Genomic DNA, 23,926 nt, shown 5'->3' with positions numbered 1-23,926 from the left:
GGTACGGATCATGGCCTCGTCCACGGAAGCAGATCATGCCCGAGCTAAACGATCATCCAAATGAGACGCGCCCTTAGGCCGCAGGCGGGCCGGAGTGATCGACGTACAGCACAGAAGTACAGCAACGCGAGCGATCGCAGGAGCCGCGACGGTCCGAACCGTGCCGTCCGATGTCGCACGGCACCGCACGAAGACTGCGCCGCCGTGACCTACGGACCAGAAGGTGCCGCGTCAGCAGAAAGTCAGCGAACGCTGGGCTGCGCGACCGATTCCAATTGTCACAGCTGGCATGACACCGAAGGCAGGACCACAGGGAACGACACCCGCTGGCACCGGCCGGCAACGCCGACCAGGCTCCCCCGACGGGGGTCACCACCCGCGCTCCAGGGAGTGCAGCAGCGGCGACCTGAAATCAGCCGGTGACATCAACGGTGGCGGCCCAAGCCGGACGAGTGCGGACGGGTGTAGCAGCGGAGCCGAACCCGGCGGACATCAGCGGACGGTGCGAACCTTGCCGAAAGCGCCTTGTGTAAGCGAGATGTCGCCGGTTCGATCCCGGCCCGGGGGCTCCACTCCACCAAGCGCTTCCGGGACGGCAAGATACCGACGTGCAACGGTTGCAGCAGCGCTGCGGGCACTACCGCGGTCACGCTTGCCCGTGCGGCCACCCCGCATGGACGTGGATGTCGATTCTCGCTGTGGTGGGGTCGACCGGCTCGACCGTGACGCAGTGACCGCCCCAGTCGACGAAGCGGAGGACTCGCAGGAGACCGCCAACCGGCTCGCACTCCTTCGACCAGCCGTTGTCGTGGAGTTGTCGGCGTAGCTCCCCGACCGGATCGGCGCCAGCCCTAGCCCGAGTAGCGGTCAGCGTCAGCCCGTAGCAGCCGCCGCTTCCACAACCTTCCTTCTCGTCGAGGACAGTCCATCCATCAGGCAGCGGCAGTACCTCGGCACGGTAGGGCTCGACCTTCGCCTCGGGCTCCGCGCCGTCGCCGAGAGCCAGCTGGTAGGCGGCCCAGGCGGAGAAGACGGCTGTCGCTAGCAGGGCAGCGGTGCCAAGACCCGCACGCGACCGCCTGCGCTCCGCTTCTTCGTCCGAGGCCGCCGACACGCTACGGATCGAGCGCGATGCGTACCTCTGCCACGCGCCGACGGCGAGACACATAGCGCCAGCAAGCCCCACGAACGGGATCCCCCAGTCGGCCATGGGGGGCCGGACTGGCCCGGCGAGGAAGACCTGTGACGTCAGATGCACCGCGGCCAGCACAATGAGCAGCGCCGCTGCGACCGATTGGCCCCACCGCCGCGTGCGTGTCAACGGCAGCCAGGCGAACAGCGGCGCACACAGCAGTGCCGTTGCCACGACGCCGAAGCACGCCCCAGACCAACCCGATCGATGCCACGGTGCGACCAGGACGACCGCAGCGGAATCAGCAAGCAGCAGCCAGCCCCGCCACTTCAGCCGGCCGACCCCGCTCGCAACACCCACCGGGACATCCTTCCCGACAGCTAAAGCAAAGCCAGCCCCGGAAGCAAGATCAGGCCGCCCCCAGGCCGTCAGAGGCGAACCAAGGGTGGCCATCGTTGACCACCGATGACCGGCGTAGCCGCAGCTCAGGAGGCGTCTCGACCGGTTTGATCGACTACGCCAGGGCCTGCGACTAGCCCGTGTTTCGTAAGGGCTTTCCGGCCGTGAGATAGGTCCGGCGTGGCGGTGATCGATAGAAGTTGAGGTCTCCGGTAGATCGGTTAGCGACCAAGCAAACCGAAGACCGACCGGAGACCTCGTGCCCAGGGTAGCGGCAGCGAGGCGGCACGACCTCACCGACGCTCAGTGGGCGGGGCTGCGGCCCGTCCTGCCTGCGGAGCCGAGCCGGGGGCGTCCGCCGCGTTGGACGAAACGGCAGATCATCGATGGGATCCGGTGGCGGGTCCGGACCGGAACACCGTGGCGGGATGTGCCCGAGGTGTATGCGCCGTGGCAGACGTTGTATCGCTGGTTCCGGCGGTGGCAGCGTGACGGCACGTGGGCGAGGGTCCTGGCCGGGTTGCAGGCCGGGGCGGACGCGGCGGGGAAGATCGAGTGGACGGTGAGTGTCGATTCCACGATCAGCCGGGCGCATCAGCACGCCGCGGGTGCCCGCCGCGACGGTCACCTGCAGAAGGAACCGCCGGGCGGCGTCGTCGCCGAGTCCGACGATCATGGGCTGGGTCGTTCCCGGGGCGGATTCACCACCAAGACGCACCTGGCCTGCGAACAGGGCCGCAAGACCCTCGCCACGGTGATCACCGGTGGGCAGCGCGCAGACAGCCCACAGTTCATCACCGTGCTGGAACGGATCAAGGTGCACCGGGTCGGCGGCGGCCGGCCCCGCACCCGTCCCGACCTGGTGCTGGCCGACAAGGCCTACACCAGCCGCGGCAACCGCGGGTATGCCCGCCGCCGAAAGATCCGCCTCTGCATCCCGAGCAAGGCCGACCAGGACGCCCACCGCAAGGCCAAGGGATCCAAAGGCGGCCGGCCGCCCGCGTTCGACCCGGCCGACTACCGATTGCGGCATGCCGTGGAGTGCGGCATCAACCAGCTCAAGCAGCACCGGGCCATGGCCACCCGCTACGACAAACTCGCCGTCCGCTACGAAGCCACCGTCACCATCGCCATCATCAACCAGTGGCTCCGAGCCTTATGAAACACGGGGTAATACCGCCGGAAGTGGTCGACCGGTGATGGCAAGGTCTCCGGGCTACCGCCCTGAGCCGGACGGGCGACCGCAGCTGATCGGATCGGGGCTTGTCCGATTTCCCAACCCCTGAACCAGACGTCCTGATCCTCCCCCGATACGCCCCCGGACGCTGATCGACGGTGGGTAACAGCCGGACTCAGCGGGACCAAAAAAAATCGGCCCCCGACCGCATTTCTGCTGGTCAGGGGCCGTTCTCGCACCTGGTGGCGGGTAGAGGATCCGAACCTCTGTAGCTTTCGCGAGGGATTTACAGTCCGCACGCTGGCGGCTGGTCATGGCACCAAGTTCCCGGCAGTGCTCAAGGCAACGCCCAGGGACAAGAAGGCGACGGTAGCCGCGGCACTTGTGACAGCCGAGCGACTGATGCCGTAGGTGATCAGGGTGCGGACGAACATGACATCACGGCCGGTCATGTCCGGTTCGACGCCCCGTTGGCGGCGGTACTCGTCCGCCTTCGTTGAGTCGGTGGGATGAAGCTCACCGGACTTCCGGATAACGTCGACGCGTGCTCGCGCCTTCACATAGGCCCGGACGGCGGAGACGGTGGCGATGCCAAGGGCGATGAGTTCGAGGATGCCGCCGATCAGCGACAGCCACTTGCCGAGCGTCATGAGGGCCATGGTGGGGCATCCGATCAACCTGGCAGCCAGGGGAGCGGCGTGCAACGACTGTCGGGACCAGGGGGCGCATGCCAAGGCTTGACAACCGCCATTGAGACTCGTCCAGTAGGGCGCTCCACCTTGTCACCCTGGCCCTGGCGATGATGAAGGCTCAGTAGCCGCCGGGGCCGTTGTACCGATGGCAGATGTCGCCAACGGTCGCCGGGTGGTGACGCATCTTGTCGCGGGTGTAGACGCCGTACTGCCCGTCAGAGGTGACGCCGATCATGCTCTGGACCTCCTTCAGCGCTGCCTTGGTCCCCGAGCCGAAGTCGCCGTCTTCGACCAGGCCCATGGCGTAGCAGTCGTTGAGCGACTGCTGCAGTTGGCGTACCGCCTCGTTGTTGTAGATGCCCTGGTAGAGGGTGCAGCTGGTGTCGGGGCCAAACGTCGCCGGGACGATGACCTGCTTGGTGGGGGCGTCGCTGGAGTTCACCGTCGCATACCCCACACAGACGGACAGCGCCTGCGCGGGCGAGGCGGAGACGAGGGTGGTACCGAGAACAGCCGCGGCGACCACCAGTGCAAGACGTTTGAAGGTCAACATGCCTCGAAGCCTGCGGATACCCCGGGCCTCAGGACAAGGCTGTTAACCGGTGAGGAAAACCTGGGACTTGCCAGGGAGCCACGGCCGCCCCGAACATTCGCGGGTGTTGCGTATCCACTTCTCCAGCGCGGACCTGGCGCGCATCCGCTTCGCGCCCGGCGCCGACTGGTTCTGGGAGATGGCGCTCAGCGTTCACCAGCTGCGCGTCCGGCACTCCCACCCGCTGCTGGACGCGTGGAAGCGGTCGGTGCGCCACCAGCTGCATCCGGCGGGGAACCTGCGGGCGCGCACCGCGCCGGTGATTACCCTCAGCCCACCGCTGGGCTACTTCCCGGACTTCCTCACGCCCTCGGACCACGGGTTCGACTCCGGCGTCGAGGCGATCCTGGCCACGCCTCGCACCCGGTTGCAGTACGAGATCGGGCTGCTCGCCGAGTCGAACAAGGATGTCCGGGCCGAGGTCGACGGCCTGGGCCGGGGCGAGCCCGCCGCGCTGTCCGCGCTCGGCGGCGCGCTGCGGGCCTACCGCGATGCCGTGCTCGCACCGATCTGGACGCAGGTGTCCGCCGCGGTCCAAGCCGACCTGCAGCGGCGGCTACGCCATCTGGTCGCCGGCGGGTGGGCGCAGGTGCTCGACACCCTGCACCCGCAGGCCAGGTACGCCGACGGCCTGCTGCAGATCGGCGTGTGGGGCATGGCCGGCGACAGCGACCTGTATCTGGACGGGCGGGGTCTGACGCTGATCCCGTCCTATTTCAAGGAAACTCGGCAGCTGATGGTGCTGGCGGACTTCGACCTGCCGCCGGTGCTGGTCTATCCGGTCGACCCGGTGGTGCGGGTCCTCGCCGACGCCGGGCACTCGCCGCTGGCATCGCTGATCGGCGCCACCCGCAGCCGCATCCTGGAGCTGGCGACCGGCCGCAACACGTCGGAGATCGCCCGGCTCGCCGACATCTCGGTGCCCGCGGCGAGCAAGCACCTGGCGGTGTTGCGGCAGAACAACGTCATCAGCAGCGTCCGGCACGGCGGCATGGTTCTGCACACGGCGACGGCGCTGGGCCTGGCGCTGCTGGAGGGCGGACACTCAGCTCCGAGGCCCGATCGCTGCAGGATGCCGGACATCGCGGCCTGGTCCGGCGAGGAGGCCGCGTTACACCGGATCCGGTGACGATCAAGCACGTCAGGCGATCGGCCGCCCGAACGTAACCGCGTTCAGGACCGGCGCGGGCGCGAGGGTGCGGTACTCGGCGTCGGGCCAGGCGCCGAGCTGTGGGGCTCGTAAATCGGGTTGTGGCTATGCGGCCTGCGTGTATTCGTTGATCAGCCCGCCCAGAATCGGGCGTCGTTGAACACGGGCGGCAGTGAGGTCGACGACCTGCGATGACGGATTCGGTGGTTGTTGACCGAGCGATCGGTGTGGCCGGTGGCCGTTGTAATGGGCGGTGTACTCGGTCAAGACGCTCGACAGGTGCCGCCCTTCGCCCAAATCATGGCTTGACAGGCTCCAGGGTCTGGCGTGGACGATTCGGCGTGCGAATTCTTGTAGTGGGTGGAAGCGGTTTGATCGGTGCCCATGTCGTGGACGTGCTGCGCGAGCGAGGCCATGCTGTGACCACGGTGGCGCGCACCGCCCATCCGGGTGTTGATCACGTACTCGATCTCGAGTCTGCCTCGGTCGACGAACTGCGGCCGCTGCTTGCCGGACTTGACGGTGTGGTGTACGCCGCCCGCACGGACGAGCAGCGACCGCTGCGCAAGCCGATCTATCCGGTGTTCCGCCGGGACATCGTCGAACCGGTGGTGCGCCTGTTCACTGCGGCCCGCCACGAGGGTCTCACCCGCGGGGTCATTATGGGCTCGTACTACACCTACTTCGATCGGCTGCATCCGCAGTGGCGTCTTGCGGCCCGACACACGTACGTCCGGTGCCGGGTGGAGCAGGCCCAGGAGGGACGGGCGGCCGCCGGCCCGGATCTGCCGGTTGCCGTGCTCGAGTTGCCGTTCGTCTTCGGCCGGGCCGGCGACCGGCTGCCGAACTGGGCCGGTCCGCTGGACCGTTGGGCGAGGTCTCGTTCACCCCTGGTCGTCCCCGCCGGCGGGACTGCCGCAGCCTCGGCGCGTAGCGTGGCCGGAGTCGCGGTCGACGTTCTCGAGCAGGCCCGCGGTGAGGACATTCCCGTCGCCGACGAGAACCTCACGTGGAACGACATGATCGCGCGCATCGCCGAGGCGGTCGGCCGACGCCGCCGGGTCGGTCGCCTGCCTGCCGGCGTTGCACGCGCCTCCCTACGATTTGGCGGCGTGCTGCAGGCCCTCCGTCGTAGAGCGTCGGGCATCAACCTCATCCACCTCGCCGACCTACTGCTCGCCGAGCTGTTCATCGAGCCGGCGACTGGCCGGTCGCTGGACTCGGCGCTCCGCGAGACCTTCGCCGATACGGCACCGACTGCCTAACACGATCGCGTGCCGTCGTCGGCCTGATGTCGGTCGGGAGCCTTTTGGGTGGCGGCGCTAGCTTTCTGCGCAGACCGTGTGGGTCCATTTGAGGCGGGGATCGGGGGAGCAGGTTGGGAGCAGCCGGTTGCACTGAACGGCGTTGAACTGCGCTCAACGGCATCGGACGGCGCTCAACTGCACCCACCCCTGCCTGGGGCTCCACCTTTCCCCAGGTCAGAGTCGGTGCAGCGTCCTGTTTCACACAACTGCACTCAACGGCAGCGAACAGAAGTCAACGGCACTCTATGTCGCCTGGTAGGGGAGGATCCGCAGGTCACGCGGTAAGGATCCTGCGAGCGATCATGCCTTGCAGGTGGGTGCAGATTGGGTGCAGCTTGGCGAAGTGGTCACCGCGTCCGAAGTGCTCATTGGCGTCGGGCGGAGAAGGGCGCCGTGACCTGCGATGATGTGAGCGAGCGAGTGGGTGTGACCTCCCAGACAACACCGAAGTGGTCAGGGTTCGCTGCTCCCCGCCTGGATGGTGCTGGCTGTCGTCCTGGGGCCCGCTGACGCCATTCACGAGGGCTATGCGGCATCGACGTACGGCTCCGGGTGACGTCGTGATGGCTTCGGCGCGGATCCCGCTGTTTGAGAATCGGGTCCCACAGGCAACCTTCCGAGCAGGAGGCCCAGTCGCCCGCGCGCTCGGACCGAGGTGCTCGCCGGGCGAGGTTGCCCGACCGAGCTCGAACTCATCAATCACCGGGTTCCCGCGCATGTCTACGTCGTCGCCGCCCAGCCGCCCGGCGCCATGGGACTTCGAGCCCCCAGCCCGACCCGGATGAACACCCGGCTGTCGCGCGCCCACTCGACGATCAGCGCGGGTACTGGCTCGTCCACGAGGACAACCAGTGGACTAGCTGTCGCTGGCCGACGTCGAGCGCCGCCTCGCCTATGCCGGGGTGGGGCTGCAGATGCTTGAGGCAACTGAGGCAACGTGACCTGGCCGGGCAAGAGCGCGAGCGGCCGCACCCGGAGGCGATGCTTCGCGTTCTCGGCTAGGTGCACGGCTGGAGCGCCCGTCTTGGACCGCAAGGTGCAGCGACCATAGGGACCCGCAGGTCGTGCGGGGCGTCCCAAGAATCCGGCCCACGGCGGCGTACGGAGTCGGGTGGAAGCCAGGTCCTGCCCTTTCCACATGAGCCAGGGCGATGAACCGATCGTCGTCGTCTTCGACGCCAGTCGTTCCGGTACGAGCGCGGCTACAAGAAGGCGCCCAACTACGGCTTACGTGAGGTCCGGGTCAAGTGCGAGCAGATAGAGCCACTGAGCCAGCAGGCAACGGCGACGCAGGCGAGTGCGATCCAGTCGTTGGCCGGCCGGTTCGGTCAGTTACTCGGCGGTGAAGTCCCCGGCCAGCCGGGGCACTTCGCTAACGATGGCTCGAAGGCAACAGATCCTGAGCAACTGTGCGGATCTTGACCCGAGGAGGGGCCGGCTGACTGCCGGCCCCTCTGTGGTGTCAACTGTAGAGCGATTGTGCGGCAGACCTTGTTAGCGAAGCTGCTTGGCGATGCCCGTCGTCGCCTCGCCCACTTGGTAGGACACCAGCAGTGTGGCACCACTGGGCACGCCACCGTTCAGCGGAAGCCACACGTCGCGGACACCCTTGCGGCGGAATTCGACCGCGGCGCTGGCCAGGATCTCGTCGCCATCCCAGACGAACACCTTGGCCACGCCGGCCTTGCGGGCCTCGAGCTCGACCTCGACGCCGTCGCGCCGCTTGGACACGTCATCGATCTTGATCGTGCCGTCGCGCAACGCCGTCCAGCCACCCGGGGCGACCTTGTCCCGGCTCGACTGCAGGATCGTCTGCGGCGAGTCGACGCTCATGGCTGCCGTGTCGGGGATGATCGGCTCCTTGGGCGACGAAGGCTGGGTGGTGAAACCCTCCAGGCGCGCCACGCCCCAGCGCCACGGGTCGGCGCGTACGCCGCTCCAGGTCGACCAGCCCACGCGGGTCTGGCCCGCTAGGTCCTGCGTGTCCGAGTCGTTCACAAGGATGTTCATGCCCATCGTCTGGGCGTCGATGCCGTCCGGCAGGACACTGAACGGGACCTTCGCCTCGATCCGGTATCCGTTGAACGGGCTGGACAGGACCGACGCCACCTCCATGCCGGGCGCGGTCTCCGGGCCGGGGCCCTGGTGGTTGTCCCGCTCCCGCGCGAAGCACGGTGGGTTGCCGTTGGCCGGGTCCTTGGTGGTTGGGAACAGGGCCACGTTGAACACGGTCGCCGTGTTCGGCGAACCACCGCGCGGGTCGATGCCGAACTCAATGTTGTCGTTGCGCCGCGGACGCTTGCAGTCCTCGGGCGGCAGCACCGAGCCGAGCACGTCGTCGGTGATGGTGAACAGCGCGTAAATCGCATCGTCGGTGTAGGTCAGCTGGGCGGTGCCGGAGATGTCCGTGGCCGTGGCCGCGCTGCCCTCCCAGCGGGTCGAGATGTCGATGACCTCACCGGTGTACTCGCCCGGGCTGGCCGTGCCGTCCACAACGGGCGCCGCCGCCTTGGGGATGGTCGTCACCGGCACCAGGTTGAGGATGCCGGGCTCGACGGCGCTGCCGTCGACGTAGCTGGTCTCGATCCGCACCGGGTACGCACCGTTGTTGGGTGCCCGGTTGGAGGTCGGCAGCGACGCATCGGTGTTGGTCACCGTGAAGGTGACCGAGTCGCGCGCCCCCGGCTGCAAGCCGCTGTAGCTCTGCTGCGCCTCCGCTACGGCGAACCCTGGCGGCACGGTGAGCTTCACCGTGCCGGCCTGCACCTGGTCGCTGTGATTGGTCAGGTCCACCCGAATCGGGCGGGTGCCGCCGCTGGGGATGCTGAGCATCGAATCGATGAGCGCGTCGAGCGACTGGACGCGGTTGGCCTGCGTCCACTCGCGGAAGTCGCTCACCTCCGGCAGCGGCTCAAGCGTGCCGCGTACCGGCGCGGTCGCCTGCACCAGGGTGGTGTTGCTGCCGGCGCCGTCCTTTTCGGTGGTCATGCTCGCCTTGAGCCGGAACCGCTCCCCGGCCACGAGCGTCTGTGGCGGGGTGACGGTGAACGTGGCGACGGACTCGCGCTTGGGCGTGATGGTGCCGATGTCACCGCCACCCCGGACGGTCCAGCCGGCTGGCGCCTCGAGCGTCACGTTCGCACCGGGGATGGCCTCGTTGGCGCGCACGTGTGTCTTGACCTCGAACGACTGCCCGGCCAGCACCTCCCACGACTCGGAGCGGACGTGCAGCTCGGTGCCGAGCGGAAGGCCGCCCTCCGCACGGATGCTGGTGCCCTGCAGCGCGGCGGTGCCACCGACGTTCGGGTTCGGGTACGGGGTCCGGCTGTCGATCATCGTGATGCGGTTGCAGCCGATGGTCGCGGGGTTGGTGCCGGCGTCCCCGGTGTCGGCCCAGCCCTGCGACGCGTACTCACGGCGCGCCCAGACGTTCACCTGGTTCCACCGGGTGCCGCCGTTGCGGGCGGACTCGTAGCCCTGCCAGGTGCTGAAGATGGTGTTGGTGGGCTGGGACGGTGTGAAGGTCGTCTCGCAGGCCGGTCCACTGGGGCCGGAACCACTGCCGCCGGATTGGAACAGACGGGCGACCCGGAACGGCTCCAGACCCTCCTTCTTGATCTGCTCCGGGAAGGCGTTGGGATCGGCCGCCGCGTAGAAGGCCTCGACGGCGAGCATCGCGGCTTCCTGGTGGTTGCCGTGGTTGCCCTGCGTCGCCGACGGGTTCATCGTGACGATGACCTCGGGCTTGGTGGTCCGGATGGTCCGCACGATGCGCGACAGCGAGTTCTGGTAACCCCAGATCTGCTCGGACAGCGGCGCGCTTGCGGTGTAGTAGAAGTCGAGCGCGTCCAGGTTGTAGACGTTCTCGACACCCGCCCAGCCCACCGCCCGGCGCTCCTCGGCCTCGCGCAGAATGCCGAGCGCGGGCCCTTCCTCGAGGCCGACCGCGTTGCCGCCGCCCTCACCGCGGGTCATCGTGATGACGCCCGCCTTCATGTCGTGGTACTCGTTCCAGTAGCCGAACATGCCGAGCTGCCCGGCCTCGTCGTCCGGGTGAGCGCCGATGAACATGATGTCCAGGTCGATCGGATCGCTCGTGGGCTTTGCCTGGGCGGGGCTTGCCATTCCCGCCAACAACAGACCGCATGCGGCGATCACGGCTTGGGCGCGCCATCTCATCAGGGCATACCTCTTCGTGTGGGGGGATACGGGTACCGTGAGCCAGCCGGCGCCCGGCCGGAGCGCCTCGACTCGTGGAGGTCGTGTTTCCTTGCGACTCGCCGGTTAATTCGGAGTACGAAATCGGCGTGCGGCAGTGGGAGAGAGCCGCGCACGCGGCCCGCGTCCGCAGTGGACGGCCGCGGGTTGTCTCAGCGCCACGGCTGGCCGTCTGCGCTGGAAGGACCTTCGATTCGTAACGCTAAAGATCCCTTCAGAGGCCCGTCAATACCCTGGCGGGCATTTTCTTCGCTATCAAAAGAATCAACTTGCAGCGCGAAATGGTCCAGCCTTGCGGCATCTAACGCCGTATGTCCGCGTTTGCCGCTACGGTCTGTCCAGCTTGCTTCGGTCTCCCAGCAGGAGCGGCGCCGAGGAGTAGACGGTGAGCCGTCGCGAGCCGCCGTGGCAGGCCGTCGACCTCGTTCTGTGGCCTCGGCGTGCTCCAAGGCCGCCGCCCCAACGATGCGGCGGACCGAAAGCGGGTTCACTGTTCGCCAGCTGCGGTCCGGGCCCGAGACGGTTTCGTTACTTGACTCCATAATTCGTTCGCCGTAGGAAGGAAATGTGACTGACGTGGTGACGCCACCAACGAGCCCGGTGAGCCGGGAGCGGTCGAAGGAGATCAAGCGGCTGTCCGTGATCTCCACCGCCCGTCAGGTGCGCGTGCTCTCCCGCGCCGAGCTGACCGAGCTCACCGGGCTCAGCCCTGCGACCCTCACCCCGCTCGTGCGTGAGCTGATCGCCGAGGGCTACCTCATCGAACGCGGCCCCGGGGCGTCCCGCGCGGGCCGGCCCCGGGCGATGCTGGAGTTCAATCCCCGGGCCGAACTGGTCGCTGCCGTGTCGCTGGAACCGTCCCGGATCAGCTGCGAGATCGCCGACAGCGACGGAACGGTGGTCGCCCACCGGGCCGTCCGGCTCACCGGCGACATTGTCGACACCATCTGCCGCTCGGTGCCCGAACTGGCCGGTGACGGCCTTCCGGCGCTGCGTGGGGTGGCCATCGCCGCGCCCGGCGTCTCCTCCGGCGGCGCCGTACGCCTGGCTCCCTCGGTCGGCCTCGTCGAGGCGCGGCCGATAGGGGAGTCGGTGCAGCGGCGCCTCCAAGTGCCGGTGGTGGTGGACAACGACGTCAACCTGATGGCGGCGGGCGAGCATGCGGCCGGTGCCGGCAGCGACGTCGCCGACCTGCTGCTGCTGCACGTGGCCGACGGCATCGGCGCCGGCCTGGTGCTCGACGGGAAAGTCCGTCGGGGCGCGGGCGGCGCCGCCGGCGAGGTCGGCTTCCTGCCGCTGGACCCGGCCGACCGCGGACACGACGGGATCGGTCCGTTCGAGGCCCGCTGGTCCGAGAACGCCATCGCCGAACGGGTGGTGGCGCTGGCCCCCGGGCGGCGTCCGGACTCCCCGGTGGGCGCCCTGGTCGAGCTGGCCACCACCGACGAACGGGCCGCCGCATACCTGGACGAGCTGCTGACCGCCTGGTCGCGGCTGATCGTCTCCTGCGCCTGTGTGATCGACCCCGGGCGGGTGCTGCTCAGCGGGGCCGCCGCCCAGCTCGACGACCCGGCCGTGGAACGCCTCCAGGCGTTGGTCACCGCCGCCGCGCCGAGCCCGACCGAGGTCCGCAGGGCAGTGCTCGGCGATCAGGCGGTGTTGCACGGCGCGGTCAGTTACGCGCTCTCCGCGGCCGCCGCCGGCCTGCCAACCCTGCTGCCCGCCCCGTGATCTTCGAACCCTGATGACCGCAGTTCCCCCTTAACCCCTTCGGAGGTACCCCATGAGACGTCGCCTTCTCCTTGCCGGTGCACTTGCCACAGTGCTGGCCGCTGGCACCGCCTGCGGCGGCGGTGAGAGTGCGGGCAGCGGTGACGCGAGCGTTGAGAAGCTGACCATCTACACGGCCCGCGACAAAAAGGTCTCCACCTACGTGGTGGACCAGTTCACCGCCAAGTACCCCGAGTACAAGGGCAAGGTCGAAATCCTCAACCTAGGCGCCCAGGAGATCCTCGAGCGGGTCCGGGCCGAGAAGGCCAACCCGCAGGCCGACGTCTGGTGGGGCGGCACCCAGCAGGGGCTGACCGCCGGCGCGACCGAGGACCTGCTGGCCCCCCTGCAGCCGGAGTTCGCCGGCAAGATGGACGCCAAATACAAGGACCCCGAGGGCCGCTGGTTCGGCGAGATCCTGCTGCCCGAGGTCATCATGTACAACAACAAGGCGCTCACTCCGGAGCAGGCCCCGAAGGACTGGGACGACCTGCTCAAGCCGGAGTGGAAGGACAAGATCATCATCCGCGACGTGGCCGCGTCCGGCACCATGCGGTCGATCTACGCCTCCATGATCCAGCGGCTGTCGCCCGACGGCAGCAACCCCCAGCCGGGTTACGACTGGCTGAAGAAGCTCGACGCCAACACCGGCACGTACGCGGCCAACCCGACCGACCTCTACCTGAAGATGTCCCGGCAGCAGGGCGTACTCAGCGCCTGGAACCTCCAGGACATCCTGCTCCAGGCCAACCAGTCGAAGATGCCGTTTGGCTACGTGATGCCGGCGTCCGGCGCCCCGGTGCTCGTCGACGGCCTGGCCGCAGTCAAGGGCGGCAACACCACCGGTGCCCAGAAGTTCCTCGAGTTCCTCTTCGACGACAAGCTCCGTGCCGACCTGGCCAAGGACTACTTCCAGATCCCGGCCGTGGACATCGCCGAGAAGCCGGAGTGGCTGGCCCAGCTCCAGCTCAAGCCGATGAACGTCGACTGGGACGTGGTCGGCAAGAACGAGACCGAGTGGATCAACCACTGGAACAGCCAGATCAAGAACAAGGGCTGACCGTGTGCGCGCCGGTCCGGGCCTGCCCCGGTCCGGCGCGACCCCGCCGCCTCTGAGCCGGGTGGGGAACGCGAGCCGTCCCGCCACCCCACCACAGGACCGACCAGGTCCGGAACCGCACGAGGGAGAGGACATCATGATCGATGTCGCGCTGGAGTCGGTGAGCAAGCGCTTCGCCCGCGGCGGCGACACCGCTGCCGTGGACGACGTCGACCTCACCATCGCCGCCGGGGAGTTCTTCACCCTGCTCGGCCCGAGTGGCTGCGGCAAGACCACCACCCTGCGGATGGTGGCCGGCTTCTACTTCCCCACGTCCGGGCGAATCCGGTTCGGCGCGGAGGACGTCACCCGTCGGCCGCCGAACAAGCGCGACACCGGCATGGTGTTCCAGAATTACGCACTTTTCCCGCACATGACCGTCACGCAGAACGTCGCGTACGGGCTGAAGATCCGCAAGGTCGGTCGGGCCGAGTCGAAGCGGCGGGTCGAGGAGGCGCTCGGCCAGGTGCACCTGGCCGGCTACGGTGACCGACGCATCGACGAACTTTCTGGTGGTCAGCAGCAGCGGGTCGCCTTGGCCCGGGCGCTGGTGATCCGGCCGCGCACCCTGCTGCTCGACGAACCGCTGTCCAACCTGGACGCCAAGCTGCGCGAGGAGACCCGGGTGGAGATTCGCCGGATCCAGCGCGAGGCCGGCACCACCTCGATCTACGTCACCCACGACCAGGCCGAGGCGATGGCGATGTCGGACCGGATCGCGGTCATGCAGTCCGGCCGGGTGCAGCAGATCGGCTCCCCGCAGGAGATCTACCACCGGCCGGCCACCAGCTTCGTGGCCCGCTTCATCGGCCGCAGCAACGTGCTGTCCCTGCCGGTGGTCGCCGCCAAGGCGCAGTCCGTCACGGTGCGGCTGCCCACCGGAGGCGAGGTCGCCGTCCTCGCGCCAGCCGGGCATGGCCTGCGCGAAGGCCAGACCGCGCTGGTCTCGGTCCGCCCGGAGCACATCGGCCTCACCTCGGCCACCGAATCCGGCGCCCTGCTCGGCCGGGTCACCGAGGTGGAGTTCACCGGCATGGCCACCAACCTGGTCGTCGACGTGGCCGGCGAGCCGGTGCAGGTGGCGGCGATCGACGTGCCGACGGGGATCGGGGTCGGCGACCAGGTCGGGCTGCGGCTGAACCGGGACCGGATGTGGGTGGTGCGGCCGTGACCACCATCCCCGCCACCCCCAGCCCGGCCACCGTCCCGCCGGTCACCGGGGACCCGGCGCCGCAGGGCGCCCCGCGCCGGCGCCTCGCTGGCCGGTTCGCCGGCGGTACAGGATCCCGCTGGTTCCCGTACGTGCTGGTCTTCCCGCTCGCGCTGATCCTCTTCGGGTACGTGGTGCAGCCGATGTTCGCCACCTTCGCCGAGAGCGTCGGCGTGGACGGGGTGGAGAACTACGGCAGCTTCCTCAGCGGCGACGGGGTGGCCCGGTCTTCCCTGATCACCTCTCTGGTCATCTCCGCGGCTAGTGTGCTGCTCTGCGGGATCGTCGGCGTGGCGATGGCCTTCCTGCTCAAGCGCTTCTCATTCCCCGGCCGCCGGCTGATCGAGGCGATCATCCTGGTGCCGGCGGCTCTGCCGCCGCTGATCGGGGCCATCTCGTTCCAACTGCTCTACAGCGAGACCGGCATCCTGCCGCGCGGGCTCCAGCAGCTCTTCGGCACCGCCGACCCGGTGCTGCCGTTCAGTGGCATCGCCGGGGTGCTGGTGGTGCACACCTTCACCATGTACCCGTACTTCTACCTCTCCGCGTCGGCGGCGCTGGGCGGGATGGACCCGTCGGTGGAGGAGGCGGCGTACAACCTCGGGGCCGGCCGGCTCCGGGTCTGGCGTACGGTGCTGCTGCCGATGCTCACGCCGGCGCTGGTCTCCGCCTCGCTGCTGGTCTTCATGACGTCGCTGGCGTCGTACACCGCGCCGCTGCTGTTCGGGGTGGACCAGACGATGACCATGCAGATCTACATCAACCGCACCAACGGCGACCTGCCGATGGCCTCCACGTACGCCTCGGTGCTCGGTGTGGTGTCGGTACTCTTCCTGCTCGGCATGCGCTGGTACGAGGGGCGGCGCAGCTACCGCTCCCAGTCCAAGGGCGTCGCGGCGCACCGGCGGGAGATCACCAACCCGTTCGGGCGCTGGCTGGCCCTGGTCGCGTCGCTGCTGGCCACCGCCGTGCTGCTGGCCCCGGTGGCGACCATCGCCCTGGTCGCGTTCTCCGAGGACGGGTCCTGGACCACCGAGGTGGTGCCGGCGGCGTACACCACGCAGAACTTCGTCACCATCTTCGCCGACCCGGACGCGTTCCAGCCGATCCTCAACTCGCTGCAGATGAGCCTGATCGCGACCGTCGGCTGCGTCGTGGTCGGCGTGCTCATCGCGTACGCGGTGCGCCGGCTGAACTTCCGCGGCCGGGGCCTGCTCGACGTGGCGGTCATGCTGGCCTGGGCGCTGCCCGGCACGGTGGTGGCGATCAACCTGATCTCGGCGTTCAGCACCGGCAACGCGTTCAGCTTCGGCCAGGTGCTGATCGGCACCTTCTGGATCATGCCGCTGGCGTACTTCGTGCGGTTCCTCCCGCTGGTCTTCCGGTCCAGCTCGGCCACCCTGGCCCAGATCGACCCGTCGCTCGAGGAGGCCGCGCGCAACCTGGGCGCCTCCTGGTGGCGCGCGTTCGGCACGGTGACCCTGCGGCTGATGCTGCCGGGCGTGGTCGCCGGTGCGCTGCTCGCCTTCGTGCACGGGGTCGGCGAGTTCGTCGCCTCGGTGCTGATCTACACCTCGGAGACCGCGCCGATCTCGGTGGAGATCAACAACCGGATGTACTCCTTCGAGGTGGGCACCGCCGCGGCGTACGGCATGCTCCAGGTGGTCCTGATCTTCGTGGTCATGGTGGTCTCCGGCCGGCTGGAGGGCGGCCGGCGGTCCACCCGGGAGGCGGCCCGGTGGACGGCCTGACGGACCCCGGTGGTGCTCCGGCCGGCAACGGCCGGAACTCGGGCGACGACCCGGTCCGGCGCTGGCTCGCCGACGGCGGGCTGGTCCCGGCCGCCCGGGTGCCCGGCGGGGAGCTGGCGGCGGTCGCGGCAGCGGCCGACTTCGCCGTGCTGCCCGTCGGCGCGGTCGAGTGGCACGGCCCGCACCTGCCGCTCGGCACCGACCTGATCCTCGCCGAGGGCTTCGCCAGCGAGAGCGCGGCCTCCGGCGACGGCGCGGCCCCGTCCGGCGGGGGGACCCCGGACGGGGCCGCGACCCCGGCCGGCGGGCGCGGGGCGGCGGCGGGTCCGCGTGGGGTGCTCTTTCCCGCCGTGCCGTACGCCGCCTGCCCCGGCCAGACCCGCCCGTGGCCCGGCACCGTGGCGATCCGGCCGGAGATCGCGGTCGGCTACCTGGCCGACGTGATCGAGGGGATCGTCGCGGCCGGCTTCGGTCGGCTGCTGATCGTCAACGGGCACGACGCCAACATGTCCACCGTCCGGGCCGCGATGGAGTGGGTCTCCGGGCGGCGCACCTCCAGCCTGCTGCTGGTCAACTGGTTCCAGCTGGTCACCCCGGCCGAGACCACCGAGCTGTACGGCCCGCTGCCGTCGCGCGGCCACGGTGGGGCGTACGAGACCTCCGGGGTGCTCGGCTTCGACCCCGGCGCGGTCCGCCTCGACGCCGCCACCGACGTGCCGCCGAAGCCGAAGCTGCCGGTGCGGCACCCGTACGTGCTGGTGGAGTCCCGGCCGGACCCGTGGGAGGGCTGGTCCGGGCACGTCTCGCTGGCCGGCGAGCCGGCGGGCCGGCGGGTCCGGGAGCTGGCTGCCGCCCGGCTTCGCGAGATCATCGCCGCCTGGGTGGCCGCCCCGCCGCCCGCCCCGCCCACCGACGGCCCGCTGCCAACCCCGGCCGGCTCCTCGCTGGCCGACGAATCTCCGGCGGAGGAGGGAACGTGACCGTCGACCGCGGACTGGACGTCGTCGACTTCCACCTACACTTCCGAATTGGCGCGGATGAGAGCATCCGGGCCTGCGAACACGCCGCCGGCATGCACCCAGGCGGCGAGCACGAGCGGGCGGTGCGGGCTGCGGGCTCGGCCCCGTACGCCGAGCAGTGGCGGCGGGCCTGGGGGTTCCCCGACCCGGAGCCCCCGGCTGAGCGCTGGCAGGACGAGGCGGACCGGTGGGCCCAGGAGTTGCGCGCGGTGAACATCCGTCGGGCGGTCTTCGTCACCGGCGGCGGCAACGACGCCGTCGCCGACGTGGTGGACCGCCACCCGGATCTGCTGCTTGGCTTCGCCCACCACGATCCGTACGCCCCTGGCGCCGCCGCCGAGCTGGAACGGGCCGTGGTGGAGCGTGGCCTGCGCGGGTTGAAGCTGTTCGCCCCGCTGCTGCGCGGGCCCCTTGACGACGAGGCCCTCGATCCGCTCTGGGACACGGCCCAGCGTCTCGGCGTCCCGATCCTGATCCACATCGGCCACTACGGCAGCGCCGGTGGCCTCTCCCACGGCCGGTACGGTGGCCCGGACGAGCTGTCCCGGATGGCCCGCCGCTTTCCCGAGCTGGCCGTGGTGGTGCCGCACTTCGGCGTCCAGCACGTGCAGGACCTGCTCTTCGCCGCCTGGGGCTGCCCGAACATCCACGTCGACACCTCCGGCTCGAACCAGTGGGTGCGCTGGATGCCGTACCAGTTGACGCTGGAGGACCTCTTCCGCCGCTGCTACGAGACCATCGGCCCGCACCGAATCGTCTTCGGCAGCGACTCGTCGTGGTTCCCGCGCGGCTACGTCACCCGCTACCTCGACGACCAGCTGCGGATCTGCCGCGAGCTGGGCCTGCCCGACGACCACCTACGCGCGATCTTCGCCGGGAACGCCGAGCGCCTGCTCGGCCTGGACGACTGACCGGCTGACGCGCGGGCGTGGCGACCGGCGTCGCGCCCAGGCCTGGAAGGAAGTAGAGACCCGTCATGAGCACACCCGCGCTGACCACCTACCAGCGGCACCACCTGCGACCGACCTACGACCACCACGTCGGGTACCTGTTCCCGGCGATGGTGCGGGCCAGCCAGGCGCACGTGGTGATGCTGACCGAGCAGGGGCTGATCCCCGTCGAGCGGGGCGCCCGGCTGCTGCGCGGGCTGGCCGAACTGCGCGCCGACACCACCCCGGCGCCTGCGTTCGACGGCAGCTTCGAGGACACCTACTACCTGATGGAGAAGCGGCTAGCCGAGGCGTGCGGCATCCCCACGTCCGAGCTGGACGTGCAGATGGCCCGCAGCCGCAACGACCTCGACGCCGGGGTGTTCCGGATGCTGCTGCGCGACCAGCTACTCGGGGTGCTCGACCGGGTGCTCGCCGCCGGGGCGACCACCCTGGACCGGGCGCACCGCTACGCCGACGTGGTGATCACCGGCTACACCCACCGCCGGCCGGCCCAGCCCACCACCATCGGCCACGCCCTGGCCGGCTACGCCGAGGCCCTCGCCGGCGAGGCGGTCGCCTACGCCGACCTGATCGAGGCGCTCAACACCTCGCCGCTGGGCTCCTGCGCCTTCGCCGGCACCGACCTGGACATCGCCCCGGCCCGGGTGGCCGAGCTGCTCGGCTTCGACGGGCTGGTCACCAACTCGTACGAGGCGGTCGCCGGGGCCGACCACCTGGTCGCGGTGGGCACGCTCAACGCCCGGTCGCTGGCCACCGGCGCCCGGCTGGCCCGCACCCTGATGGACTGGCTGACCTGGCGGTGGGTCACCACCCCCGGTGACTTCACCCAGGGCAGCAGCATCATGCCGCAGAAGCGCAACCCGGTGGTGCTGGAGCACTTGGTCTCGATGGCCGGGGCCACCGCCGCCGACGCCGCCTCAGTGCTCAACAACGTCGGCGCCGCCTGGTGGGAGGACTCCAACAACGCCACCACCGACGTGCAGGTGCGGCTCTGGGAGAGCAACGACCGTACCGACCGGTTCTTCGCCCTGCTCGGCGGGTTCCTCGCCGAACTGGAGCCGCTGGAGCCCCCGTCGCGGGCGGAGATCGTCGCCTCCGGCGCCACCACCACCGCCGCCGCGGACGCGCTGACCCGGCACGGGGTGCCGTTCCGGGCCGCGCACTCGGTGGTCGGGCGGCTGGTCCGGGGCGGTGCCCCGGACACCTGGACCGCCGAGACGGTCCGGGCCGCCGCAGAGCCGATCACCGACGGGCTCGACGACGCCGCCGTCGCCGACCTGATCGCCGCCGCCGTCCGCCCGGAGCTGGTCCTCGACCGCGCCCAGGCCGACGGCCCCGGCGCGGACGCCGTCCGGGCGCAGATCGTGGTGCTGCGCGGCACCTTCGACACCGTCGCCGCCCGGCTGGCCGCGGTACGGGAACGGCTGGCCAAGGCTGACGCGGCCCTGGACGCGGTCGCCGCCGAGGGGGCGAACCGATGAGCGCGGGAGCGGAGGCGTGCGGCGGACTGGGGTGCTGCGGCGCGGTGGCACGTGCTGCGGGCGCGAACGAAAGGACCTCCCGGTGAGCGTTGGTCTCGCCGGCCGGGCGGGGCAGCCCGCGCCGGGGGGCGGCGGCGCCGCCGCGTTGCTGCTCGGCATCGACTTCGGCGGTACCAAGATGGCGGTCGGGGTGGCCGACGGCGAGGGCCGGCTACTGGCCCGCGAGCGGGTCCCCACGCACGCCGAGCGCGGTGCCCGGCAAGCGCTGGACCGCGCGCTGGAGCTGGCCGCGAAGCTGGTGGGGGAGGTCGGCGGGCGAATCACGGCGGCCGGGATCGCCTCGCCCGGCGTGGTCCGGCCCGACGGGATCGACCTGGCCCCGAACGTGCCGGGCTGGGACCGGCTCCGGCTGGCCGACGCGGTCCGGGACCGGTTCGGCGCGCCGGCGGTGGCGGTGGACAACGACCTGAACGCCGCCGCCCTGGCCGAGCTGCGGCTCGGCGCCCTCCGCGACGTCGACCCCGGCCTGGTGGTTGGCCTCGGCACCGGCGTCGCGGCGGCCGTCACGGTCGGCGGGTCGGTGCTGGCCGGTCACCGCGGCGCGGCCGGCGAGATTGGGTACGCCGTCGCCGGCGGCCCGTGGCCGGGCACGATGCTGGAGCTGGCCTTCTCCGGCCGGGCGCTGGACCGGCTCGCCGACGAACTGGGCCTGCCGGGTGCCGCGCCCGGGCTGGTCGCCGCGACCGGGCAGCCCGGTCCGGCCCGCGACGCGCTGACCGCCCGGGTCAACGAGCTGGCCCGCCACCTGGTCACCTGTTGCCTGCTGATCGACCCGCAGCGGGTGGTGCTGGTCGGCGGGGTGGCAGGCAGCGAATTGATCCGCGGACTGTTGGTTGAGCGGCTCGCCGCGGTGCTGCCCTACCCGCCGGAGACTGTCCTCTCCCAGTTCGCCGACGACGCCGCCCTGCTCGGCGCGATCATCCTAGCCCGCGAGGCGGTGCCGGCACCAAGGTGACCGGTCCCGGCCGTACCGTCGCCGGTACCGGCCGCCTAGGCTGGCTGACCCGTGCCTGCCTGCCGAGGCTCAAACCCCCCATAAGAAGCTACGACGCTTATCGAGAGGCCCGCCCACCCCCCGGCGCAGCCCGGACCGGTGGGTCAACTTCGCGGTAGCCGGCGACGAGTACCGAGACTTCGTCCGTGCTCGCCAGCAACGGGTAGCGGGCCAGTGATCCGACCTGGGCAGCGGCCGCGCCGATTCGAATAGGCAGCCGCAGCGGGATGCTGGGGGAGCGGGATGGGAGCACTGGGGCGCGCTCAACGGCCCTCAACTGCGCCCAACCGCACTGAACTGCATTGAGCCTTTTTCATCGTGACGGTGCAGGTCACGGCCAAGTGGAGACCCCAGGTGTCGACATAGGACGAGGCTCCCGGTAAGACAGCAGTCGACCAAGATCAGATGCCCCAGCCGGGAGCCTCGCTGTGCTGTCTTACCCTGCCGCGATTCGTTGTCCGCCCGCAGCCTGAACCACCTCGCGGGTCTCATCCGCCGCCACCGTGAACAGCGCAGATCCCGATGGCGGCGCCTTGATCCCGGCCGGCAGGCACTGCTCGCGCTCGCCCACCTGCGCAACGGTGACACCCTGACCCGCCTGGCCTGCGGATTCGAGATCGGTTTCACGACGGCTTGGCGGTACGTCCGGGAAGCTGTCGACCTGCTTGCCGCCACCGCAGACGACCTGAACGCCGCGATGGACCGGATCCGCCGGCTGGCCTACGCGATCCTCGACGGAACTCTGATCCCGATCGACCGAGTTGCCAACCAGAAGCCCTACTACTCGGGAAAACACCGCCGTCACGGCCTGAACGTACAGGTCGTCGCCGACCCGGCAGGCCGGCTGGTCTGGGCCTCAGCTGCCCTGCCCGGCTCGGTCCATGACCTGACCGCGGCCCGCGCTTCCGGCATCATCGACGCCCTGAACAGCGCCAACGTGATGACCTTTGCCGATAAGGCATACCAAGGCGCCCGCGGCAGCATCCGCACACCGTTCAAACGCCACCGCTACCGGCCGAAACTGCCGCGCTGGCAGAAGAAGGTCAACCGCGCTCACACCCGGATCCGGGCCATCGGTGAACGCGCCAACGCCACCATCAAGACCTGGAAAGTTCTGACGAAACTGCGCTGTTGCCCACACCGCGCCACCGCGATCCTGCAGGCGATCCTGGTTCTGCACCACGTCGAGAACCCGGCCTACGCAGGATAAAAGGGATCGTTGTTACACGGACGGGTCCCAGGCGATGAGCTGGTCGAAGATGCGACGGTCGCCGTCCAGCTTTAGCTTCAGAGAATCCGGCGGTATGCGGCCGTAAAAGAACAGGACCAGGTCACTGGCCGTGCCCCGGGCGGAGGCGTCGGCCGTGTCCGGGTCCGGGTCCTCGCTGGCAGCCGGCGCGCCGAGGCGGGCGGCCCATGCGCCGTCGCGGGACAGCCGAAGGCGCCAAGAGCGGCCCTCGGTGGCGTAGTAATCGACGACGGCGGGTTCGTGCGGCCAGGCGACATCCGTCGAGCAGAGGGTGAACTGGCAGTCGTCGAAACCGTCGAGGGCGACCTCGTCCGGCAGCGGCTGCGGGGCACCCACGGTGAGCTGGACATCGTAGGTGTGCACCGCGATCTCGGGAACCTGGCGCCGTGCCCATGCACCGGAGGTTTGCGGTGACTGCGAGTCACCCCACCACGTCCAACAACCGCGGTCCGGGCCGGCCTCGCGCAGCGCGCTCGTCAGTCGCTCGACGGACTCGGTCCACCAGGCCAGGAGAGCCTCGCGTTCCCGAGGCGCACCCGTGCCGTCCTCCCAAGCGGACTTCTCCGGGGGAGCGTCTGCAGGCCCTGCGGCGACGATGGCGGCCGACTTGCGGCGGCCCATGCCCACGTGCTGCACGAGATCGAACAGCGTCCACCCCGGACAGCTCGGCACCGGCACGTCGAGGCTGGGCGCCGCAGCGACCGCGGCGCGGAAGGCGGTCGACCGTTCGTCAATCAGCCGCAGATGATCAGAGAACGTGAGAAATTTGTGCACCCCGGCTTTCTATCACTGTGCTCCGACAATCGGACAGCGATTTTCACAGCCGACGCGGCGGGCGCGGCGGCACTGGCGCACCAGGGTTCCACCTGCCGTGACCTGCACCGTCACGATGAAAAAGGCTCATTCAACAGCACAGGCCCCTACCTGCAGTCTTCCGTTTCAGCAGCTCAGAGGCAGCGCAGCGTCCCGATTCACACCGAAGAGGTCACTGGCTCGATCCCAGTATCGCCCACCATAAATATAGGCAGGTAGGAAGCCCGTCACCGGAATCGCCGGTAACGGGCTTCTCCGATGTCGCCCCTTAAATTGGGAGCAGATTGGGAGCACGGCGCTCCCGCCCTTGGTTGGCCTGGCATTCCCTATGGCCCTGGTCGGGCGTTCACCGGCTCGGATCCGTCGGTTGGCACTCCACTTGCGACCGGCTTGATCGCATCTCCCGCGGCCCGCAGCAACTGGGGTTCCACCAGTTGGCCTGCTCGACCTATGGGTTCGACGGCCAAGCCAGCGTTGATGCCCGGGAACGCTTGTTCCGACGGCCCTGCTAGGGGTTGTGCCGGGCGTCTTGCCACCTTGCGCCGCCCAGAATCCGGATGCTGTCTAGCTGATCTTGACGGAGGCCTTTCACGATGATGCCTGCCGGTCGATCTCGATCCGCCGTGTAGGTGAGCACCTCGGTGGGGGTAATCGCAAGATCGACGCTGAAGTCGTGGCTGGCGTGGGGTAGTTCCTTGTCGAGGAGTTGAATCTGGTGGATGGTGGTGGCGATGGCGGTGCCCTTGGTGACGAGTCCAGCCTCGGTGAGGAGCGCGATCTCTAAGTGCCCCTCGCCGTTAATTCGTCGGGGTTATGCGGCGGTGGGTAGGGGACCATGGATGGCGAGGCGTTTGAGGAGC

Annotated in this window: 17 protein-coding genes and 1 pseudogene; 12 read left to right on the top strand and 6 right to left on the bottom strand. The window is 69.6% G+C overall.

Going from position 1 to position 23,926, the window contains the following annotated elements:
- Positions 1-646 precede the first annotated feature (646 nt).
- The gene (locus tag ACVCAH_RS34805) at positions 647-1,492 is read right to left on the bottom strand and encodes a hypothetical protein (protein ID WP_447140465.1); all 846 of its coding nucleotides are present in this window, start codon (positions 1,490-1,492) and stop codon (positions 647-649) included.
- A gap of 298 nt (positions 1,493-1,790) precedes the next feature.
- Here ACVCAH_RS34805 and ACVCAH_RS34800 point away from each other — a divergent pair, with 298 nt between their 5' ends.
- Positions 1,791-2,693, top strand: a complete 903-nt coding sequence (locus ACVCAH_RS34800; protein WP_447140464.1) for an IS5 family transposase — start codon at positions 1,791-1,793, stop codon at positions 2,691-2,693.
- Between the two features lie 326 nt (positions 2,694-3,019).
- Here the strand turns inward: ACVCAH_RS34800 and ACVCAH_RS34795 are convergent, their stop codons facing one another.
- Together ACVCAH_RS34795 and ACVCAH_RS34790 are read right to left on the bottom strand one after the other, a co-directional pair.
- Positions 3,020-3,358 (bottom strand): hypothetical protein, encoded by a 339-nt coding sequence (locus ACVCAH_RS34795; protein WP_447140463.1) that lies wholly within the window; start codon positions 3,356-3,358, stop codon positions 3,020-3,022.
- 160 nt (positions 3,359-3,518) lie between these two features.
- Entirely contained in the window at positions 3,519-3,953 is a 435-nt protein-coding gene (locus ACVCAH_RS34790; protein WP_447140462.1) for a peptidoglycan-binding domain-containing protein, read from the bottom strand.
- A 103-nt stretch (positions 3,954-4,056) separates the two neighbouring features.
- Here ACVCAH_RS34790 and ACVCAH_RS34785 point away from each other — a divergent pair, with 103 nt between their 5' ends.
- Positions 4,057-5,121 carry an ArsR/SmtB family transcription factor gene (locus ACVCAH_RS34785; protein WP_447140461.1) on the top strand — a complete coding sequence of 355 codons (1,065 nt, stop codon included), beginning with the start codon at positions 4,057-4,059 and terminating at the stop codon, positions 5,119-5,121.
- 126 nt (positions 5,122-5,247) lie between these two features.
- Here the strand turns inward: ACVCAH_RS34785 and ACVCAH_RS34780 are convergent, their stop codons facing one another.
- Positions 5,248-5,454: an integrase core domain-containing protein gene (locus tag ACVCAH_RS34780; protein ID WP_447140466.1), complete on the bottom strand. Its 207-nt coding sequence runs from the start codon at positions 5,452-5,454 to the stop codon at positions 5,248-5,250.
- 29 nt (positions 5,455-5,483) lie between these two features.
- Here ACVCAH_RS34780 and ACVCAH_RS34775 point away from each other — a divergent pair, with 29 nt between their 5' ends.
- Positions 5,484-6,407: an NAD-dependent epimerase/dehydratase family protein gene (locus ACVCAH_RS34775; RefSeq protein ID WP_447140460.1), complete on the top strand. Its 924-nt coding sequence runs from the start codon at positions 5,484-5,486 to the stop codon at positions 6,405-6,407.
- A gap of 1,536 nt (positions 6,408-7,943) precedes the next feature.
- Here ACVCAH_RS34775 and ACVCAH_RS34770 read toward each other — a convergent pair.
- On the bottom strand, positions 7,944-10,574 hold the full coding sequence (locus ACVCAH_RS34770) for a sugar-binding protein (RefSeq protein WP_447140459.1): 2,631 nt from the start codon (positions 10,572-10,574) through the stop codon (positions 7,944-7,946).
- A gap of 660 nt (positions 10,575-11,234) precedes the next feature.
- Between ACVCAH_RS34770 and ACVCAH_RS34765 the strand changes: the two genes are divergently transcribed.
- The 9 genes and pseudogenes from ACVCAH_RS34765 to ACVCAH_RS34725 all read left to right on the top strand — a co-directional run bounded on the left by ACVCAH_RS34765 (position 11,235) and on the right by ACVCAH_RS34725 (position 22,214).
- The gene (locus ACVCAH_RS34765; RefSeq protein ID WP_447140458.1) at positions 11,235-12,398 is read left to right on the top strand and encodes an ROK family protein; all 1,164 of its coding nucleotides are present in this window, start codon (positions 11,235-11,237) and stop codon (positions 12,396-12,398) included.
- A 91-nt stretch (positions 12,399-12,489) separates the two neighbouring features.
- A complete protein-coding gene (locus tag ACVCAH_RS34760) occupies positions 12,490-13,497 on the top strand; it encodes an extracellular solute-binding protein (protein WP_447140457.1) in 1,008 nt (335 codons plus the stop codon).
- A gap of 136 nt (positions 13,498-13,633) precedes the next feature.
- Entirely contained in the window at positions 13,634-14,707 is a 1,074-nt protein-coding gene (locus ACVCAH_RS34755) for an ABC transporter ATP-binding protein (RefSeq protein WP_447140456.1), read from the top strand.
- A complete protein-coding gene (locus ACVCAH_RS34750) occupies positions 14,704-16,497 on the top strand; it encodes an ABC transporter permease (RefSeq protein ID WP_447140455.1) in 1,794 nt (597 codons plus the stop codon). The genes ACVCAH_RS34755 and ACVCAH_RS34750 overlap by 4 nt, the downstream gene beginning before the upstream one ends.
- Entirely contained in the window at positions 16,485-17,477 is a 993-nt protein-coding gene (locus tag ACVCAH_RS34745) for a creatininase family protein (RefSeq protein ID WP_447140454.1), read from the top strand. The genes ACVCAH_RS34750 and ACVCAH_RS34745 overlap by 13 nt, the downstream gene beginning before the upstream one ends.
- Positions 17,474-18,427 (top strand): amidohydrolase family protein, encoded by a 954-nt coding sequence (locus ACVCAH_RS34740; RefSeq protein WP_447140453.1) that lies wholly within the window; start codon positions 17,474-17,476, stop codon positions 18,425-18,427. The genes ACVCAH_RS34745 and ACVCAH_RS34740 overlap by 4 nt, the downstream gene beginning before the upstream one ends.
- A gap of 65 nt (positions 18,428-18,492) precedes the next feature.
- Positions 18,493-19,950 carry a lyase family protein gene (locus tag ACVCAH_RS34735; RefSeq protein ID WP_447140452.1) on the top strand — a complete coding sequence of 486 codons (1,458 nt, stop codon included), beginning with the start codon at positions 18,493-18,495 and terminating at the stop codon, positions 19,948-19,950.
- An 82-nt stretch (positions 19,951-20,032) separates the two neighbouring features.
- Positions 20,033-20,965: an ROK family protein gene (locus ACVCAH_RS34730; RefSeq protein WP_447140451.1), complete on the top strand. Its 933-nt coding sequence runs from the start codon at positions 20,033-20,035 to the stop codon at positions 20,963-20,965.
- Positions 20,966-21,432: 467 nt separating this feature from the next.
- Positions 21,433-22,214: pseudogene (locus ACVCAH_RS34725) on the top strand (transposase family protein).
- 12 nt (positions 22,215-22,226) lie between these two features.
- Here the strand turns inward: ACVCAH_RS34725 and ACVCAH_RS34720 are convergent.
- Positions 22,227-23,027, bottom strand: a complete 801-nt coding sequence (locus ACVCAH_RS34720; protein ID WP_447140450.1) for a maleylpyruvate isomerase N-terminal domain-containing protein — start codon at positions 23,025-23,027, stop codon at positions 22,227-22,229.
- Positions 23,028-23,926: the final 899 nt, after the last annotated feature.

The sequence above is a fragment of the Micromonospora sp. LZ34 genome (assembly GCF_052981855.1).
The sequence above is the reverse complement of the archived record's forward strand: the minus strand, read 5'-3'. Positions and strand labels throughout refer to the sequence as shown.

Coding starts and splice junctions, on each gene's coding strand:
- ACVCAH_RS34795 (WP_447140463.1), bottom strand. CDS start 3,358: ATGACGCTCGGCAAGTGGCTGTCGCTGATCGGCGGCATCCTCGAACTC.
- ACVCAH_RS34790 (WP_447140462.1), bottom strand. CDS start 3,953: ATGTTGACCTTCAAACGTCTTGCACTGGTGGTCGCCGCGGCTGTTCTC.
- ACVCAH_RS34770 (WP_447140459.1), bottom strand. CDS start 10,574: ATGGCAAGCCCCGCCCAGGCAAAGCCCACGAGCGATCCGATCGACCTG.
- ACVCAH_RS34755 (WP_447140456.1), top strand. CDS start 13,634: ATGATCGATGTCGCGCTGGAGTCGGTGAGCAAGCGCTTCGCCCGCGGC.
- ACVCAH_RS34735 (WP_447140452.1), top strand. CDS start 18,493: ATGAGCACACCCGCGCTGACCACCTACCAGCGGCACCACCTGCGACCG.